The following is a 17,163-nucleotide window of genomic DNA, read 5'->3' on the forward strand; positions in this document are numbered from 1 at the left end:
CGGACGGTGCGTGGTTGCAATACCGGTGGTAACTATGCGAAACGCCGGCGGGCACGAGGCCCCCACACACCGCCCGCCAAAGAAGCGCAGACGGATTGCCTGCCGGCGCCGCTCAACAAGGAGAGAGCGACGCCGGCAGACAAGCGTAAACAACATAGTTACCAAACGGGATTGCAAGCCCGTGCCACCCGTTGTCGGTGGCCCCACATGATTCGCACGCAGCGTTTGTACTGCCAATGAGAAAAGTTGGAAAAGTCGAAAAACTCGCAAAGCGATGACGCCATGCACGTGCGTGCCGATCGCGACATGTCATGTAGAGCCGAGCCTATGCTCGGCTGTTGCCAAGAGCAGCCGAGCACAGGCTCGGCTCTACAAAAGCGAGGAGCAGCCGAGCACAGGCTCGGCTCTACAAAAGCGAGGCGCAGCCGAGCATAGGCTCGGCTCTACAAAAGCGAGGAGCAGCCGAGCATGGCTCGACTCTACAAAGTCGGCGCGCGGCGAAACCTCACGCTGGCGGCAGCACCTTGCCGGGATTGAGGATGCCATCCGGGTCCAGCGCCGCCTTGATCGCACGCATCGTCGCCAGCGTGGCCGGGGTGAACGCCTGCGCCATGAAATCGCGTTTGGCCAGGCCGATGCCATGCTCGCCTGACAAGGTGCCACCCAGCGCCAGCGTGAGCTCGAAGATCTTCGGCAGCGCGGCATGCGCACGCGCGTTCTCGTCGGCATCGTCCGGGTGGTACAGGATGTTGACGTGCAGGTTGCCGTTGCCCGCATGGCCGAAGGTGACGATGGTCAGCGTGTACTCGCGCGCCAGCGCCTGCACGCCGGCCACGAGATCCGGGATACGCGATACCGGCACCACCACGTCTTCGTTGATCTTGCCCGGCGCCACACTGCGCAGTGCAGGCGACAGCGCCTTGCGAGCGGCCCACAGCTGGTCGCGGGCGCGGCCTTCCATCGCCACGTCCAGTTCGATCATGCCGTCGCCCCCGGCGGCGCTGGCCAGTGCCTGCAGCAGATAGGGCAGGGTGTCATGGTCGCCGTCGGCCTCGACCAGCAGCATCGCGCCGGCGTCGGGCACGTCGGCCCCATTCAAGCGCAGCAGCTGCAGGCTGCGCGCATCCATGAATTCCAGGCGGGTGGGCACCACCGGCTGCGACATCAGCCGTGACACCGCAGCAGCGGCGGCATCGGCATCGCAGTACAGCACGCGCAGGCCGGCCTGACTGACCGGCAGCGGGGTGAGTTTGAGCGTGGCTTCCACGATCAGGGCCAGCGTGCCCTCGCTGCCGACCAGCAGATGGGTGAGGTCGTAGCCGGTGGCATCCTTGGTGTAAGCGCCGCCGCAGCGGATCACATCACCGGTGCCGGTGACCGCCACCAGGCCGAGCACGTTGTCGCGGCTGGTGCCGTACTTCACCGCGCGCGGGCCGCCGGCATTGCAGGCCAGGTTGCCGCCCACGCTGCAGATATCGGCGCTGGACGGGTCCGGTGCCCAGAACAGGCCATGCGGCGCCAGCGCATGCTGCAGGGTGCCGTTCAACACGCCCGGCTGCACGACGGCGCAGCGGTCACCGGCACGGATCTCGACGATGCGGTCCATGCGGGTGAACGACAGCACGATGCTGCCCGGCAACGGCACGGCCGCGCCGGTGGTGCCGGTACCCGCGCCGCGTGCGACCAAGGCGATGCCGTGCGCGCGGCACGCGCGTACCAGCGCCTGCACCTGTTCGATGTCCGCCGGCAGCGCCACGGCTGCCGGGCGCTGGCGGCGCCAGGAATTGTCCTGCGCATTCGCCTCCAACGCACCGTCATCCATGCGCCAGCCCTCCGTGCCCAGCAGGGTGGACAGTTCGGCAACCAGGGCGGCGGGCAGGGTAGTGCTCATGAGGGATTCCGGGGGACGGCAGGGGTGGGTTGGATGAGTTTCCAGGCAACCACGGCGGTGGCCAGCGGCAGCCACACCCAACGCAGCTCGGACAGCAGCGTGGCCAGGCCGCGTGCGCTGAAGAACTGCGGGGCAAACGGTGAAACACGGATGGGTCGCCACGGTGCGAAGAAGCGATGCTCGCTCCATGGCCAGGCCAGGGCGACGCCCAGCCCGCCGGAGGTCATCGCATCCAGCAGCGGATGGCTGGCCGCGCAGACGAACACGAACGCGGCGGCTTGTAGGGGCGATGCCACCGTTGGCCCTGCCTTGGCAGGTGCCAACCTTGGTTGGCACCGAACCGCCGACCAAGGTCGGCGACTACCAAAGAATGCCAACACCGCGGCCAACGCCGCCAGCAGGCAGGCGAACAGCAGCGAATGGCTGGCGCCACGGTGGCCGAACGCATCGGCATAGGGAATGTGCAGGGCGAAGGCCAGCACGTCGGCGTCGGGCAGCATGGCGGCAATGACGCCGGCGGCCAGCAGGCGCGGCGGAATGCGGCCGTGGTCAGCGGCGCACCACAGCGCCAGCGGCACGGCGGCATGGGTGATGATCGACGGCATCAGTCACGCACCAGGGTAGTGCCGGCCGCTGGCCGGCAACAGGTAATCATCAGCAATCATCCAGCCGGAACGCATCGCGCAGCCAACGCAGCTGCGGCGGATCGCCATTGGCGTCCACCACATCGAAACGACAGGGCGCATCGGCCAGGGCAGGATGATCCTGCAGGTACAGCAGCGCGGCATGGGCCAGGCGCCGGCACTTGCGCACATCCACCGAGGCGGCGCCGTCACCAAAATCGGATCGCGCGCGGTAACGCACTTCCACGAACACCACGGTGCCCGCGTCGTCCATCACCAGGTCCAGTTCACCGCCGCGGTAGCGCACGTTGCGTGCACGCGGCTGCAACCCGGCCTGTTGCAGGTGCTGCTCGGCGGCCGCTTCCACCGCCGAGCCCCGTTGCAGGTGCTCAGCGACCACCGACGATCGGCATCGGGCGGCCACCGCTGAAGGTGGACCACGCCGGCTGGCGCAGGATGTTGCCGTTGCTGTCCAGGTACAGCGTGCCGGTTGCGCCATCCAGGCCGCCCTCGTTGGACAGCTTGTCCAGGTAGGCGCTGATCTTCCACGCATCGGCACCGAAGGCGAACAGGCGGCCGGCGGCACCGCGCGCGCTGGGCAGGGTCTGGCCCACCTGCGCGGCCGACGGCAGGCCGGACACGCTGCGCACGTTCCAGGCTTCGTTCGGGTAGATGATGCCGTCCAGCGCCACGTCTTCCTCGGCCTTGCCGCTGCCGGTGGTCAGCTGGCTGGTGCCGACTCGCGTTGCGCCACCGGCACCGGCCAGGGCCAGCTGCGGTGCCAGCAGGCGTGCCTGCGGGGCACGCACGGCAAGGAACACGGCATCGATCTGGCCGGCATTGCGCACCTGTGCGCTGACATCACCCACGGCGTCGACGACAGCGATCGTGGCGGCCACCTGGCCACCGCGCTGGGCGAACCGCTGGGCAAAGGCGGCGGCGGCACGGCGGCCGGTGTCGTCATTGCTGCTGATGACCAGGGCACGGTTGCGCTCGCGGCCACGCAGGTACTCGGCAGCGACGATGCCGTCGTCTTCCGGCGCCAGCGAGAAGCCCGCGCTGCCGGCTGGCGGCGCATCCTTGCCGCGGTTCAGGGCCAGCACCGGCACCTGCAGGGGCTGGCGGCCGTAGACCGCATCCACTTCATCGCGGCCCAGCGGGCCGACCACGAAGTCGGCACCGGACGCCACGGCCTTGTCGTAGGCGGCCAGTGCACCGGCCGGGGTACCGGCGGTATCGAAGAAGTTGATGTCCGGGCGGCGGCGGCTTTCACCGTAATACGCGGCCAGCAGGCCATCGCGCACCGGCTGCGCGGCGGTGGCCAGACGGCCGCTCAGCGGCAGCAGCACGGCCATCTTTGCCGGCGGACGGTAGCCATCGCTCATCGCCGGTGGACGCTTGCTGGTATCGAACTGGGCCGCGCCTTCGCGGTCGAACGGGCGCGGCAGCGGCAGGCCACGGGCAATCAGCGCGCGGCCGGCGAAGTTGTACAGCGGGTCATTGGCCGGCAGGGCGGCTGCACGACTGCGCAGGGTGGCGTCGTCCAGCGTGCCGAGCAGGCCGGCGATGGTGGCCTGGTTCTCGCTGCGGGCGGTGCCGGCCAGGCCGGCATGGGCGCGGGCACGCTCGGCGGCGGCAGCGAAGTTGTCACCACTGGCCTGCAGTGCCTCCGCGCGGGCCAGGTACCAGCGCGTACGCAGGCTGGGGTGCACGTTGTCACCCGATTCCTTGAGCAGCGCCAGGGCCTGCGCCGGCTGCTTGTCGGCCAGGGCCAGCTCGGCGCTGGTCAGCTGGAAACGCTGCAGGCTGGCGCCGGACAGTTGGCGGGCGGTCAGCTGGCCCAGCAGGCTGCGTGCGCGGGCGCTGTCACCGGCCAGGTGCCAGGCCCAGGCCGCATCGGCCAGGGTATTGCTGCGGGCACCGCCGCGCAGGGTGGCAGCCTGCGCTTCCAGCTGCAGGGCAGCGTCGCGCGGCTTGCCTTGTTCGATCAGCGCCAGCGCCTGGCTCTGGGCCGGCGATTCGGGGGCGCTGGTAAGGCTGGTGGTGGCACAACCGGCCAGAAGCATCAGCGACAACGACAGGGCGGAGATGCGTGCGGCGGGCTTGTTCATGATCGGATCCATGCGATGAGGGCAGCGGCCTTGGCCAGGTACACGCTAGGATTCTACCCTTGCCCCGTGAGTACCGCTGAAATGAGTGTGCCAACCCTGTATGTCGTCGCCACGCCGATCGGCAACCTGGCCGATCTGAGCCCGCGCGCGCAGGAGGTGCTGCGCTCGGTGGCGGCCATCTGTGCCGAAGACACCCGCCGCAGCGGCCAGCTGCTCTCCCATTTCGGCATCCAGCAGCCGCTGGTGGCACTGCACGAGCACAACGAAGAGGCCCTGTCGCAGCGCTTGGTGGCGCGCTTGCAGGCCGGCGAGTCGCTGGCCCTGGTGAGCGATGCCGGCACGCCGCTGGTCAGTGATCCCGGATTCCGCCTGGTCCGCGCCGTACGCGCGGCCGGCATCAAGGTCAGCCCCATCCCCGGCGCCTGCGCGGCCATCGCAGCGCTCAGCGTGGCCGGCCTGCCCAGCGACCGCTTCAGCTTCGAGGGCTTCCTGCCGGCCAAGGCCAGTGGCCGCCGCGACCGCCTGCAGGCGCTGGCCGGTGAAGTGCGCACGATGGTGTTCTACGAGTCCTCGCACCGCATCGTCGAATCGCTGGCGGACATGTCGGCGATCTTCGGTGCCGAGCGCCCGGCGGTGCTGGCGCGCGAGCTGACCAAGCTGTTCGAGACCGTGCTGGACGGTGATCTGGCCGGCCTGCTGGCCAGGGTCGAGGCCGACGAGAACCAGCGCAAGGGCGAGTTCGTGGTGATGGTGCAGGGCGCCGGCGATGATGCCGAGGCGCAGCTGGCGCACGGTCGCCACGTCTACGCCAAGCTGAGCGAGCATCTGCCGCCGTCGACCGCCGCCAAGCTGGCGGCCGAGTTGACTGGCGCTCCGCGCAAGGCGTTGTACGGCCGGTAGCGCCGGGCCACGCCCGGCGAGCGCGTAGCGCGGCATGCAACAGCTGCCGGGTATGGCCCGGCGCTACCCAAACGCGACAGGCAGAAAAGGCGTGCGTGCGCTAGAATGCGCGTTGGCGGAGCCGGCCAGACAGTCGCGTCATCCCTTCGGGGGTGCCGAGGAAAGTCCGGGCTCCATAGGGCAAGGTGCCAGGTAACGCCTGGGCGGCGCAAGCCGACGGAAAGTGCAACAGAAAGATACCGCCTACGTCTTCTTCGGAGGGCCGGTAAGGGTGAAATGGTGCGGTAAGAGCGCACCGCGAGTCTGGTAACAGACCGGCACGGCAAACCCCACCTGGAGCAAGACCAAATAGGGATCCATTGGCGCGGCCCGCGTTGGATCCGGGTAGGTTGCTTGAGCGTTGCGGCGACGTAACGCCTAGAGGAATGACTGTCCACGACAGAACCCGGCTTATCGGCCGGCTCCGCCTCCATTTCTCACATCGGCGATGTCATCCACGCATGGCGTGGATCTACCGGGCGTACGGTTACGTCAGAAGTCGACGCGGCTCTCGCCAAGGAATACGCCCTGCGCGCCGAAGCGGCGTTCGTGCATCTGTCCATGGCCCTCGGCATCGATCAGCAGCACGGTGCTGGCGCGCGTGCCGTAGTCGTCGCCACGGATGAAGGCCGGGCTCAGCCAGCGCTCGCGTTCCAGGCCGATGCCGGTGTCGGGCAGGTCGCTGTCGGCGGGGCGGTGTTCGTCTGCGAGGGCGTTCCAGAGTGGGGCCAGGGCTGGGGTCAGAGCCCTTTCGCTTTGCGAAAGGGATCCGACCCCGTCGGCGTCCAGCCAGGCTGCGAGCGCGGCCATCAGCCTGCGGGTCTTCGGCCAGGGCGCATCCAGGGCGCCGTTGGACATGCCATGCACGCCCGGGCCCAGGGTCTGGCGCTCGGCCGGATGGTTGCCCAGGTACTCGAGGCTGTCGCTATCGGCCAGCAACAGGTTGAACGGCGCATACGCCGCGGCGATGCTGGCCAGACGGTCCATGTGCACGGCGGCCGGTTCGCGGCCGCGCAGGAAATCGGCCACCAGCGCACCGCGCGAAGGGCCGGCCTGGGCGGCCAGCGGATCACGCACGTTGGTGACCACGGCCATGCGCCCGGCACCGCCGACGCCGGCCCAGCCACCGCCCGAACGCAGGTCGCGGCCACCGATGATGGACGGCTCGTCCTGCCAGGGGGCCAGGGGTGCCGTCGGGCGGGCGTGGAACTCATCGCGGTTGCCGGTCATCACCAGTCGCCAGCGCGGGTGATGCAACCAGCCAAGAGCAAGCAGGCACATGCCGTCATTGTGCCCGGTTTGCGCAGAGCGACGCCGCTTTCAACCCGTTCTGGATGAATGCGCACCCCATGTTTCACGCGCTCTCCACACCCCTGAACTTCCGTTCAATCTCAAAAAATGAGACGGATCAGCAACTTGTGGATAAGCCTTGAACAATTCTCTAAACATTGCTGCAAGCCATTGATGTGGCTGTGGATTTCCCCGCCGAAAAGTTGTTGACAACCCTAGGGCCGCTGCTAAGGTGGGCATCAGAGGGAAAACCGGGTGTTTTGTGGGTTTTCGTGGTTCAATGTTTCACCGGGCGAAGGAAGGGTGCACGCGTCGTGTTCCAGGGCGAGACGGCCATCACAGTTGACGATAAAGGACGCATGGCGGTTCCCACCGCCTACCGCGACCTCGTCGCGCGTGCCAGCAACAACCGTCTTGTTCTGACCTACAACCCGTTCGAAGCCGGCTGCCTGTGGCTGTATGCCGAGTCGGAATGGGAACGGGTCCGCGACGACGTGATGTCCAAGCCCAACACCCAGCGCGTCGTGCGCCTGTTGCAGCAGAAGCTGGTCGGCTCAGCCGCCCATCTCGAGCTCGACGGCAACGGTCGTATCAGCATTCCCGCCAGCCACCGCGGTGCGGTGGGCATTGAAAAAAAGGCGGTATTGCTCGGTATGGGCGACAAATTCGAATTGTGGAGCGAGCAGGCGCATCGTGCCTTGATCCAGCAGACATTGTCTGACGAGGATCTGGGCGATGGGTTGCTCGACCTGAAGTTGTGAGCCGGGGTGCCCGGATGCGCCCAGAAGCGCAGACCGGTCACCTTCCGGTGTCGCAGTCGCCGGCGGTGCACCTGCCGGTCCTGTACACCCAGGTCATTGACGGCCTGAGGGTGATCGAAAACGGACGTTATCTCGATGGCACGTTCGGTCGTGGCGGTCATGCGCGCGGCGTGCTCACCCAGTTGGGCCCGGAGGGGCGCCTGCTGGTCATGGACAAGGATCCGGAAGCCATCGCCGTGGCCGAGCGCGATTTCGCGCCCGACCCGCGCGTGTCCATCTTCCGTGGCAGCTTCGCCCAGCTGCTGCAGTGGGAGGCGACGGCCGAAGGCCTGGATGGCGTGCTGTTCGACCTCGGCGTGTCCTCGCCGCAGCTGGACGTGGCCGAGCGTGGTTTCAGCTTCGGCAAGGACGGCCCGCTGGACATGCGCATGGACCCGGACAGCGGCGAAAGCGCAGCGCAGTGGATCAACCGCGTCGAAGACCGCGAGATCGCCGACGTGCTGTGGACCTACGGCGAAGAGCGGCAGAGCCGCCGCATCGCCCGTGCCATCGTCGCCCGCCGCGAGAAGCAGCCGTTTACCCGCACTGGCGAACTGGCCGAGCTGATCGCCTCGGTGATGCCGCGTGGCAAGGACAAGATCCACCCGGCCACGCGCAGCTTCCAGGCCATCCGCATCCATATCAACCGCGAGCTGGCCGATCTGGAAGCCGGGCTCGATGCGGCCGTGGAACGGCTCAAGCCCGGCGGCCGCCTGGCGGTGATCAGCTTCCATTCGCTGGAAGACCGCATCGTCAAGCAATATATGAACCGCCTGGCGAAGGCGCCGCCGGCCAACCGCCGCCTGCCCGAGGCTGTGGCGTTCGTGCCGACCCTGGATCTGATCGGCGGTGCCATCAAGGCCACTGATGAGGAACTGGCCGCCAACCCGCGTGCCCGCAGCGCCGTGCTGCGCGTGGCACAGAAGCGGGAGGCCGATGCATGAGCCGGCTGCTGCTGATCATCCTGTTGGCCTGCACCGTGGCCTCGGCGATCGGCGTGGTGTTCGTGCGTCACCGTCATCGGCAGACGTTCATCGAGCTGTCGCGTGCCGAGCGCACGCGCGATGACATCAACCTGGAGTTCGGCCGGCTGCAGCTGGAACAGGCCACCCTGGCCGAAGCCAACCGCGTCGACCGCTTGGCCCGCGAGAAGCTGGGCATGAAGTTCCCCGAAGCCGCCGACGTGGTGGTGGTGCGCCCATGAGCAAGACCGGCCGCAACCGCCCGCGCAACGCCTTCAACCTGCGCCAGCGCCTGCGCTGGGTGGCGCTGGCGCTCGGCCTGTGCTCGGTGTCGCTGGTCGGTCGCGCGGCCTACGTGCAGATCATCAACAGCGATTTCTACCAGCGCCAGGGTGAGGCGCGTTACCTGCGCGAGCTGCCGATCAAGACCTCGCGCGGCATGATCACCGACCGCAATGGCGAGCCGCTGGCGGTGTCCACCCCGGTGGCCTCGATCTGGGTGAACCCGCAGGACCTGCTACGTGCGCCGGACCGCATCCCCGAGCTGGCCCAGGCGGTCGGCATGTCGGTAGACGAGCTGAGCAGCCGCCTGTCGCAGAAATCCGACAAGGAATTCATGTACCTGCGCCGCCGGATCAATCCGGACGACGCGGAGAAAGTGGTCGCGCTGAAGATTCCGGGCGTGGCCGCACAGCGCGAGTTCCGCCGCTTCTACCCGCAGGGTGAGGCGATGGCGCACGTGCTCGGCTTCACCAACATCGATGACCGCGGCCAGGAAGGGCTGGAGCTGGCCTTCGACGAATGGCTGCGCGGCAAGGCCGGCGCCAAGCGGGTGATCCGCAACCGCAAGGGCGAAACCGTGGAGAGCGACCTGCTGCGCGCCGCCGAGCCGGGCAAGGATCTGACCCTCAGCATCGACCGCCGCATCCAGTACCTGGCGTTCAAGGAACTGCGCAACGCGCTGGTGGCCAACAAGGCGGCCGGCGGTTCGATGGTGATCATGGACGTGGCCACCGGCGAGATCCTGGCCATGGTCAACCTGCCGACCTACAACCCGAATTCGCTGAACGGTGCAGTGCCGGACACGCGCCGCAACCGCGCCGTGACCGACCTGGTCGAGCCGGGTTCGACGATGAAGCCGCTGACGATTGCGACGGCGCTGCAGGCTGGCGTGGTGACCAAGGACACCATCATCGATACCAACCCCGGCTACATGACCCTGGGCCGCTTCACCATCCGCGACGTGCCGCGAAACAACGGCGTGCTCAACGTGACCGGCGTGATCACCCGCAGTTCGAACGTGGGCGCTGCCAAGGTTGCGGCCAAGCTGCCCGACCAGACCTTCTATGATTCGATCCGCAGCTTCGGCTACGGTTCGGTACCGCACAGTGGTTTCCCGGGTGAATCCGGGGGCGTGGTGCTGCGCCCGGCGCGCTGGTCGGGTACGTCCAAGACCACCATGTCCTATGGCTACGGCCTGAACGTGACGCCGCTGCAGATCGCCACCGCATACTCGGCGCTGGCCAACGGCGGCAAGCTGATCGCCCCGACCTTCGTCAAGGGCCAGCGCAACGAAGGCAAGCAGATCATCGACGAAGGCGTGGCCAAGCAGGTCGTGGCGATGATGGAAACGGTGGTGACCCAGGGCGGCGCCAAGCAGGCAGCCGTGCTCGGCTACCACGTGGCCGGCAAGACCGGCACCGCGCGCAAAGCCGGCCCCGGCGGTTACGAGCGCGGCCACTACAACTCGCTGTTCGCCGGCGTGGTGCCGGCCACCAACCCGCGCTTCGCCACCGTCATCGTCATCAACGACCCGCAGGCCGGCAAGTTCTACGGCGGCCTGGTGTCGGCGCCGGTGTACCACAACGTGATGGAAGGCACCCTGCGCCTGATGGACGTCCCGCTGGACGATCTGCAGTCGTGGCTGGCCGCCCAGCAGTCCGGAAAGATGGGGCATTCGGCCTCCATCCTGCCGGCGCCGCCGGCCGAGGCCGCGCTGCCGGCCGATGCCGCCGCCGAATTCGACGCCGCGCTGCCCAGCGCGCAGAACCATGTGCCGGCCCCGCCCGCGGGAGGCACGCAATGAGCCCTTCGATGTTGCTTTCGCAGTTGCTTCCGGACGTTGCCCTGGCAGGCAACGATCCCGTTCTGACCGGCCTGGTGCTGGACAGCCGTGCCGTGCGCCCCGGCAATGCCTTCGTCGCCATCGCAGGTTTCGGCGCGCATGGCCTGGGCTTTGCAGAGCAGGCGCGCGCGGCCGGTGCCAGCGCCATCCTGTTCGAGCCGCCGGCCCCGGCCGAGCTGCCGGCACCGGCCGATGCCATCGCCGTGCCGGGCCTGCGCGCACGCCTCGGCGCCTTGGCCGACCAGTTCCATGGTGCGCCCTCGCGTGCGATGACGATGGTGGGCGTGACCGGTACCAACGGCAAAACCTCCACCGTGCAGCTGCTGGCCCAGGCCTGGCACCTCCTCGGTACGCCCAGTGGCAGTATCGGCACGTTGGGCGCCGGACTTTATGGTGCGGTCGAGCCGACCGGCTTCACCACCCCGCTGGTGCTGCAGATGCATGCGCTGCTGGCGCAGCTGCGCAACGACGGCGCACGTGCGGTGGCGATGGAAGTCAGCTCGCACGCGCTGGACCAGGGGCGCGTGGATGCCGTGCACTACGACGTGGCGGTGTTCACCAACCTCACCCGCGACCATCTGGATTACCACGGTGACATGGCCAGCTACGGCGCGGCCAAGGCACGCCTGTTCCACCGCCCGGGCCTGAAGGCCGCGGTGGTGAACCTGGATGATGCGTTTGGCCGTGAACTGTTCGCCGGCCTGCCGGCCAGCGCGCAGGCCATCGGCCTGAGCTCGCGCGGTGCCGCTGGTGCCAGCGTGCGTGCCGAAGGCCTGAACCTGGATGGCCGCGGCATCGGCTTCGAACTGGTCACCGACGGCGCGCGCGCTGCGGTGCAGTCGCCGCTGCTGGGCCGCTTCAACGTGGACAACCTGCTGGCCGTGGCCGGCAGCCTGCATGCACTGGGCGAATCGATCGAGCGCATCGCCGGCGTGCTGTCGGCACTGCAGCCGATCCGTGGCCGCATGAACCGACTGGGTGGGGAAGATGGCCTGCCCACCGTGGTGGTCGACTACGCACACACCCCCGATGCGCTGGAACAGGCGCTTGAAAGCCTGCACGGCCACCTGCAGGGCACGCTGTACTGCGTGTTCGGCTGCGGTGGCGAGCGCGATACCGGCAAGCGTCCGCAGATGGCCGCCATCGCCGAGCGCCTGGCCAACCAGGTCATCGTCACCGACGACAACCCGCGTGGCGAAGACGGCGACGTGATCGTGGCCGACATCCTGGCTGGTTTCACTGATGCCTCCGCCGTGACCGTGCAGCGCAGTCGCGCGCGTGCGATCGGCCTGGCGGTGAAACGCGCCGGTGCGGGCGACATCATCCTGATCGCCGGCAAGGGTCACGAGCCCTACCAGGAGGTCAACGGCGTGCGCCACGACTTTGACGACACCGAAGTGTCGGCTGCGGCACTGGCCGCCAAGGCCGGTGTTCTCGCGACGCGCATGGATGCGCTAGTGGCCCGGCCGCAGGACGCGGAAGAGGGCCCCTCGCAGGCAGGGGAGGGCATCGCATGAAGCGCACCCTGCTTTCGCTGATCGCGCACTGGGCCGGTGGCGAGATCCACGGCGACGACGTGGCCATCGATGCGGTCAGCAATGACACCCGCAGCCTGGGCGCCGGCACCCTGTACGTGGCCCTGCGCGGCGAGCGTTTCGACGGCCATGATTTCGCCGCCGATGCGCAGGCACGCGGTGCCAGCGCACTGCTGGTCGAGCGCCTGCTGCCGCTGGACGTGCCGCAGGTGCTGGTGGCTGACAGCGAACTGGCCCTGGCGAAGATTGCCGCCGGCATGCAGCGCGACCGCGACACCGAGGTGTTCGCGATCACCGGCAGCAACGGCAAGACCAGCGTCAAGAGCCTGCTGCTGGCGATCCTGCAGCAGGTGGCCGAGCACGCACACAAGGTGGTGTACGCCAACCCGGGCAACCGCAACAATGAGATCGGCCTGCCGCTGGCGGTGATCGATGCCCCGGAAGATGCCGACTACGCCGTCTACGAGATGGGCGCCGGCAAGCCGGGCGACATCGCCTACCTGACCGACATCGCCCGCCCGCGCCATGCGCTGGTCAACAACATCGCCCCGGCGCACCTGGAACGCATGGGCAGCCTGCTCGGCGTGGCGGTGACCAAGGGCGCGATCTACGCCGCGCTGCCGGCCGATGGCGTGGCCGTCGTCAATGTCGACGATGCCTACGGCCGATGGTTCGAACAGCATTTCGTCGGTACCCCGGCGCGCTGCCGCGTGCTGCGCTACGGCCTGGACCACAGCGCCGATGTCACCGCGCGCGATATCCGTGCCGGTGCGCAGGGCAGCCAGTTCACCCTGGTCGCGCCGCAGGGCGAGGCCCGCATCGCCTTCGGCCTGCCGGGCCGGCATAACGTCAGCAACGCGCTGGCCGCAGCCAGCCTGGCGCTGGGCGCCGGCATCGACCTGGCCCTGGTGGCGTCGGGCCTGGCCGCGGCGCAGCCGGTACCGGGCCGCCAGATCGCCCACCAGCTGAGCAACGGCGCGGTGCTGGTGGACGACAGCTACAACGCCAACCCCGGTTCGCTGGCCGCCGCCATCGATGCCCTGGCCGCCGCCCCGGAAGAGGGCTGGCTGGTGCTGGGCGACATGCGCGAGCTGGGCCCGGACGCCGAAGCGCTGCATGCGCAGGCCGGCCTGCGCGCACGTGCCGCCGGCCTCAAGCGCCTGTATGCACTGGGCCCGCTCAGTGCCGCCGCTGCTACCGCCTTCGGCGGAGGCGGCCGTCATTTCGCCACCCATGACGCGCTGTCGCAGGCGCTGAAGGACGAGCTGCACGCTGGCGTGCGCTGCCTGGTCAAGGGGTCCCGTGGCAGCGCCATGGACACGATTGTCACAGCGCTGCTGGCGCAAGGAGAGGAATCCCCGCATGTTGTATGAACTGGCTCGATGGTTGCAGCAGTTGGAGAGCCTGTTCGGGCTGTTCAACTACCAGACGTTCCGCGCCATCCTTGCCGCGCTGACGGCCCTGTTCCTGTCGCTGTGGCTCGGTCCGGCGGTGATCCGCCGCCTTGCCCAGTTCAAGGGCGGCCAGCCGATCCGTACCGACGGCCCGCAGACCCACTTCGTCAAGGCTGGCACGCCCACCATGGGCGGTTCGCTGATCCTGCTCACCGTCACCCTGTCGGTGCTGATGTGGGCCGACCTGCGCAACCGCTACGTGTGGCTGGTGCTGGCCGTCATGCTGTGCTTCGGTGCCATCGGCTGGTACGACGACTGGATCAAGATCGTGCGCCGTGACCCGAACGGCCTGGCCTCGCGCTGGAAGTACCTGCTGCAGTCGATCTTCGGTCTGGCTGCGGGCATCTTCCTGCTGCAGACCGCCGACGTACCGGCCGCGCTGACCTTCTACATCCCGATGTTCAAGTCGATCGCGCTGCCGCTGGCCGGCATCAGCTTCGTGGCCATCGCCTACTTCTGGATCGTCGGCTTCTCCAACGCGGTCAACCTGACCGACGGCCTGGACGGCCTGGCAATCATGCCGACCGTGCTGGTGGCCTGCGGCCTCGGCGTGTTCGCCTATGCCTCGGGCAACGTGGTGTTCGCCAACTACCTGCAGATTCCGCAGATCCCCGGTGCCGGTGAGCTGGTCATCATCTGCGCGGCCATCGCCGGCGCGGGCCTGGGCTTCCTGTGGTTCAACACCTATCCGGCCATGGTCTTCATGGGCGACATCGGCGCGCTGGCGCTGGGTGCGGTGCTGGGCACGATCGCGGTCATCACCCGCCAGGAGCTGGTGCTGGTGATCATGGGCGGCGTGTTCGTCATCGAAACACTGTCGGTGATGATCCAGGTGGCCTCGTTCAAGCTGACCGGCAAGCGCGTGTTCCGCATGGCGCCGATCCACCACCACTTCGAGCTGAAGGGCTGGCCGGAGCCGCGCGTGATCGTGCGCTTCTGGATCATCTCGGTCGTGCTCGTGCTGATCGGCCTTGCCACCCTGAAGGTGCGCTGAGAATGAACGACCTGTCCCGCCAGGCAACACGCCTCGAAGCCATCGAAGGTAGCTACGACAAGTGGCTGCTGGGCGCGATCATCGCGCTCACGGGCATTGGCGTGGTGATGGTGGCGTCCAGCTCGATCGCACTGATGAGCAGCCCGTTCTACTACCTCAACCGCCACCTGATCTTCCTGGCGGTGGGCATCGTGCTGGCGGTCGTGGCCGCCCGCACCGAGCTGAAGTCAATCGAGCAGTACAACCAGATCCTGCTGCTGGGCTGCTTCGTGCTGCTGCTGGCGGTGTTCACGCCGGGCCTGGGCAGCACGGTCAACGGCGCGCGCCGCTGGATCAACCTGGGCATCTCCAAGTTCCAGACGGTCGAAGCGGTGAAGGTGCTCTACATCGTCTGGCTGTCCAGCTACCTGGTGCGTTTCCGCGACGAGGTCAATGCGACCTGGCCGGCGATGCTCAAGCCGCTGGGCGTGGCCGGTGCACTGGTCGTGCTGCTGCTGCTGCAGCCCGACTTCGGTTCGTCCACCCTGCTGCTGGCGATCACCGCCGGCATGCTGGTGCTGGGCGGGGTGAACATGCCGCGCATGTCGATGCCGGTGATCATCGGCCTGGTCGGCATGAGCGCGCTGGCCATCATCGAGCCGTACCGCATGCGCCGCATCACCTCCTTCCTCGACCCGTGGGCCGACCAGCAGGGCGACGGCTATCAGCTGTCCAACGCACTGATGGCCGTGGGCCGTGGCGAGTGGACCGGCGTGGGCCTGGGCAACTCGGTGCAGAAGCTGTACTACCTGCCCGAAGCGCATACCGACTTCATCTTCTCGGTCACCGCCGAGGAATTCGGCTTCCTGGGCACCTGCACCATCGTCGCCCTGTACGCGCTGCTGGTCGGCCGCACCTTCTGGCTGGGCATGCGCTGCGTGGAAATGAAGCGCCACTTCTCAGGCTACATCGCCTTCGGCATCGGCCTGTGGATCAGCATGCAGACCTTCGTTTCGATCGGCGTGAACCTGGGCATCCTGCCGACCAAGGGCCTGACCTTGCCGCTGATTTCGTCGGGCGGCTCGTCGGTGCTGATGACCTGCGTGGCGATGGGCCTGCTGCTGCGCGTGTCCTATGAACTGAAGCGCGCCGAGCGCCGCCAGGCCGTGCGCATTGGTGGTGGCGAAGAGACCGCGGGTGCGCCCGTGGCTGAACCGGCTGCACCGGCCGCTGCCACCAGCGCGCCGAAGGCCGCCGAACCGGTGGCTGCCGCTGCACCGGCCGCTGCACGTGGCACCAGCCGCCTGCAGTCGCGCATCGAACCGACCTTCGGGAGGCTGTCATGAGCACCGCCTCCAATACGAATGCCAACGCCCGCCCGGTGATGATCCTGGCCGGCGGTACCGGTGGCCACATCTTCCCTGGCCTGGCCGTGGCCCGCGTGCTGCGCCAGCGTGGCGTGCCGGTCACCTGGATGGGTGCCGACGGTGCGATGGAAACCCGCCTGGTGCCGCAGCACGACATTCCGGTCGACACCCTGGCCATCACCGGCCTGCGCGGCAAGGGCAAGCTGGCCCTGCTGGGCGCACCGTGGCGGCTGATGCGTGCCCTGCGTGCGGCCGGCATGATCATCCGCAAGCGCCAGCCGCGCGCCGTGGTCGCCTTCGGTGGCTTCGCCTCCGGCCCCGGTGGCATCGCCACCCGCCTGCACGGCCTGCCGCTGCTGGTGCACGAACAGAACCGTGCGCCGGGCATGACCAACCGCATCCTGTCGCGCTACGCGCGCCGCCTGCTGACCGGTTTCCCGGGCACCTTCGCCAAGGGCGAGGAGTGCGTCGGCAACCCGGTGCGCGCGGAGATCGCCGCGATCGCACCGCCGGAACAGCGTTTCGCCGATCGCCAGGGGCCGCTGCGCCTGCTGGTGGTGGGCGGCAGCCAGGGCGCACGCGCACTCAACACCGGTGTGCCGCAGGCGATTGCCGCGCTGGCCGGCACCGTGCAGGTGCAGGTGCGCCACCAGAGCGGCGAGAAGTTGCATGGCGAAGCCGTGCAGGCCTATGCCGAGGCCGGCGTGCAGGCTGAAATCACCCCGTTCATCGCCGACATGGCCGATGCCTTCGCCTGGGCCGACCTGGTGGTGTGCCGTGCTGGCGCGTCCACCCTGGCCGAGCTGTGCGCGGTGGGCGTGGGCAGCGTGCTGGTGCCGTTCCCCGCCGCCGTCGACGATCACCAGACCCGCAATGCGGAGTACCTGGTCGAGCGCGATGCGGCCGTGTTGCTGAAGCAGGATGGAACGCTGGCCGACGGCATTGCCGCACTGCTGCGCGAATTGTCCGAAAATCCCGCCCGCCGCATGCAGATGGCGCAAGCCGCGCGTGCCCTGGCCAAGGTCGATGCCGCCGAGCGCATCGCCGATATCATTCTCGAGGAAGCTGTATGAAGAAGGCCCGCTACTGCGCC

The 17,163-nt window shown here is 68.2% G+C and carries 15 protein-coding genes and 1 other RNA gene; 11 read left to right on the forward strand and 5 right to left on the reverse strand.

The features are described 5' to 3' along the window. Window positions 1-505 precede the first annotated feature (505 nt). Genes AC1VXD_RS00545 through AC1VXD_RS00560 form a run of 4 tightly spaced genes read right to left on the reverse strand, consistent with a single transcriptional unit; the run spans window position 506 to window position 4,625 of the window. Window positions 506-1,891, reverse strand: a complete 1,386-nt coding sequence (locus AC1VXD_RS00545) for an FAD-binding oxidoreductase (RefSeq protein WP_482990368.1) — start codon at window positions 1,889-1,891, stop codon at window positions 506-508. Then, window positions 1,888-2,496 carry a metal-dependent hydrolase gene (locus AC1VXD_RS00550; protein ID WP_482990369.1) on the reverse strand — a complete coding sequence of 203 codons (609 nt, stop codon included), beginning with the start codon at window positions 2,494-2,496 and terminating at the stop codon, window positions 1,888-1,890. Before AC1VXD_RS00550 ends, AC1VXD_RS00545 begins: the two co-directional genes overlap by 4 nt. Before the next feature lie 49 nt (window positions 2,497-2,545). Continuing rightward, the gene (locus AC1VXD_RS00555) at window positions 2,546-2,914 is read right to left on the reverse strand and encodes a YraN family protein (RefSeq protein WP_482990370.1); all 369 of its coding nucleotides are present in this window, start codon (window positions 2,912-2,914) and stop codon (window positions 2,546-2,548) included. Continuing rightward, window positions 2,904-4,625, reverse strand: a complete 1,722-nt coding sequence (locus tag AC1VXD_RS00560; RefSeq protein WP_482990371.1) for a penicillin-binding protein activator — start codon at window positions 4,623-4,625, stop codon at window positions 2,904-2,906. The genes AC1VXD_RS00555 and AC1VXD_RS00560 overlap by 11 nt, the downstream gene beginning before the upstream one ends. 81 nt (window positions 4,626-4,706) lie before the next feature. On the opposite strand from AC1VXD_RS00560, the gene rsmI reads away from it, so the two are divergent. Continuing rightward, window positions 4,707-5,525, forward strand: a complete 819-nt coding sequence (rsmI, locus tag AC1VXD_RS00565; RefSeq protein WP_482990372.1) for a 16S rRNA (cytidine(1402)-2'-O)-methyltransferase — start codon at window positions 4,707-4,709, stop codon at window positions 5,523-5,525. Between the two features lie 117 nt (window positions 5,526-5,642). Next, window positions 5,643-5,994, forward strand: an RNA gene (rnpB, locus tag AC1VXD_RS00570) — RNase P RNA component class A. A gap of 62 nt (window positions 5,995-6,056) precedes the next feature. Here the strand turns inward: rnpB and AC1VXD_RS00575 are convergent. Next, window positions 6,057-6,845: an NRDE family protein gene (locus tag AC1VXD_RS00575; RefSeq protein WP_482990373.1), complete on the reverse strand. Its 789-nt coding sequence runs from the start codon at window positions 6,843-6,845 to the stop codon at window positions 6,057-6,059. A 323-nt stretch (window positions 6,846-7,168) separates the two neighbouring features. Between AC1VXD_RS00575 and mraZ the strand changes: the two genes are divergently transcribed. From mraZ to murG, 9 genes are read left to right on the forward strand one after another with little or no spacing between them, the layout of a single operon-like run. Next, window positions 7,169-7,615 carry a division/cell wall cluster transcriptional repressor MraZ gene (mraZ, locus tag AC1VXD_RS00580; RefSeq protein WP_004143635.1) on the forward strand — a complete coding sequence of 149 codons (447 nt, stop codon included), beginning with the start codon at window positions 7,169-7,171 and terminating at the stop codon, window positions 7,613-7,615. 14 nt (window positions 7,616-7,629) lie between these two features. Then, window positions 7,630-8,598, forward strand: coding sequence for a 16S rRNA (cytosine(1402)-N(4))-methyltransferase RsmH (rsmH, locus tag AC1VXD_RS00585; RefSeq protein ID WP_482990374.1), 969 nt, complete (start codon window positions 7,630-7,632; stop codon window positions 8,596-8,598). Continuing rightward, the gene (ftsL, locus tag AC1VXD_RS00590; protein ID WP_482990375.1) at window positions 8,595-8,858 is read left to right on the forward strand and encodes a cell division protein FtsL; all 264 of its coding nucleotides are present in this window, start codon (window positions 8,595-8,597) and stop codon (window positions 8,856-8,858) included. The genes rsmH and ftsL overlap by 4 nt, the downstream gene beginning before the upstream one ends. Continuing rightward, the gene (locus AC1VXD_RS00595) at window positions 8,855-10,702 is read left to right on the forward strand and encodes a peptidoglycan D,D-transpeptidase FtsI family protein (RefSeq protein WP_482990376.1); all 1,848 of its coding nucleotides are present in this window, start codon (window positions 8,855-8,857) and stop codon (window positions 10,700-10,702) included. Before ftsL ends, AC1VXD_RS00595 begins: the two co-directional genes overlap by 4 nt. After that, entirely contained in the window at window positions 10,699-12,258 is a 1,560-nt protein-coding gene (locus tag AC1VXD_RS00600) for a UDP-N-acetylmuramoyl-L-alanyl-D-glutamate--2,6-diaminopimelate ligase (protein WP_482990377.1), read from the forward strand. The genes AC1VXD_RS00595 and AC1VXD_RS00600 overlap by 4 nt, the downstream gene beginning before the upstream one ends. After that, a complete protein-coding gene (locus AC1VXD_RS00605) occupies window positions 12,255-13,649 on the forward strand; it encodes a UDP-N-acetylmuramoyl-tripeptide--D-alanyl-D-alanine ligase (RefSeq protein ID WP_482990378.1) in 1,395 nt (464 codons plus the stop codon). The genes AC1VXD_RS00600 and AC1VXD_RS00605 overlap by 4 nt, the downstream gene beginning before the upstream one ends. Beyond that, window positions 13,639-14,724 (forward strand): phospho-N-acetylmuramoyl-pentapeptide-transferase, encoded by a 1,086-nt coding sequence (gene mraY, locus AC1VXD_RS00610; protein WP_079220628.1) that lies wholly within the window; start codon window positions 13,639-13,641, stop codon window positions 14,722-14,724. The genes AC1VXD_RS00605 and mraY overlap by 11 nt, the downstream gene beginning before the upstream one ends. A 2-nt stretch (window positions 14,725-14,726) precedes the next feature. Then, window positions 14,727-16,049 (forward strand): putative lipid II flippase FtsW, encoded by a 1,323-nt coding sequence (gene ftsW, locus AC1VXD_RS00615; RefSeq protein WP_482990379.1) that lies wholly within the window; start codon window positions 14,727-14,729, stop codon window positions 16,047-16,049. Next, complete coding sequence (murG, locus tag AC1VXD_RS00620) at window positions 16,046-17,143, forward strand: undecaprenyldiphospho-muramoylpentapeptide beta-N-acetylglucosaminyltransferase (RefSeq protein ID WP_482990380.1); 1,098 nt, start codon at window positions 16,046-16,048, stop codon at window positions 17,141-17,143. Before ftsW ends, murG begins: the two co-directional genes overlap by 4 nt. The last annotated feature ends 20 nt before the right edge of the window (window positions 17,144-17,163 follow it).

This window comes from Stenotrophomonas sp. STEN054, assembly GCF_056854535.1.

Coding starts and splice junctions, on each gene's coding strand:
- AC1VXD_RS00545 (WP_482990368.1), bottom strand. CDS start 1,891: ATGAGCACTACCCTGCCCGCCGCCCTGGTTGCCGAACTGTCCACCCTG.
- AC1VXD_RS00550 (WP_482990369.1), bottom strand. CDS start 2,496: ATGCCGTCGATCATCACCCATGCCGCCGTGCCGCTGGCGCTGTGGTGC.
- AC1VXD_RS00560 (WP_482990371.1), bottom strand. CDS start 4,625: ATGAACAAGCCCGCCGCACGCATCTCCGCCCTGTCGTTGTCGCTGATG.
- rsmI (WP_482990372.1), top strand. CDS start 4,707: ATGAGTGTGCCAACCCTGTATGTCGTCGCCACGCCGATCGGCAACCTG.
- AC1VXD_RS00575 (WP_482990373.1), bottom strand. CDS start 6,845: ATGTGCCTGCTTGCTCTTGGCTGGTTGCATCACCCGCGCTGGCGACTG.
- rsmH (WP_482990374.1), top strand. CDS start 7,630: ATGCGCCCAGAAGCGCAGACCGGTCACCTTCCGGTGTCGCAGTCGCCG.
- ftsL (WP_482990375.1), top strand. CDS start 8,595: ATGAGCCGGCTGCTGCTGATCATCCTGTTGGCCTGCACCGTGGCCTCG.
- AC1VXD_RS00595 (WP_482990376.1), top strand. CDS start 8,855: ATGAGCAAGACCGGCCGCAACCGCCCGCGCAACGCCTTCAACCTGCGC.
- AC1VXD_RS00600 (WP_482990377.1), top strand. CDS start 10,699: ATGAGCCCTTCGATGTTGCTTTCGCAGTTGCTTCCGGACGTTGCCCTG.
- AC1VXD_RS00605 (WP_482990378.1), top strand. CDS start 12,255: ATGAAGCGCACCCTGCTTTCGCTGATCGCGCACTGGGCCGGTGGCGAG.
- mraY (WP_079220628.1), top strand. CDS start 13,639: ATGTTGTATGAACTGGCTCGATGGTTGCAGCAGTTGGAGAGCCTGTTC.
- ftsW (WP_482990379.1), top strand. CDS start 14,727: ATGAACGACCTGTCCCGCCAGGCAACACGCCTCGAAGCCATCGAAGGT.
- murG (WP_482990380.1), top strand. CDS start 16,046: ATGAGCACCGCCTCCAATACGAATGCCAACGCCCGCCCGGTGATGATC.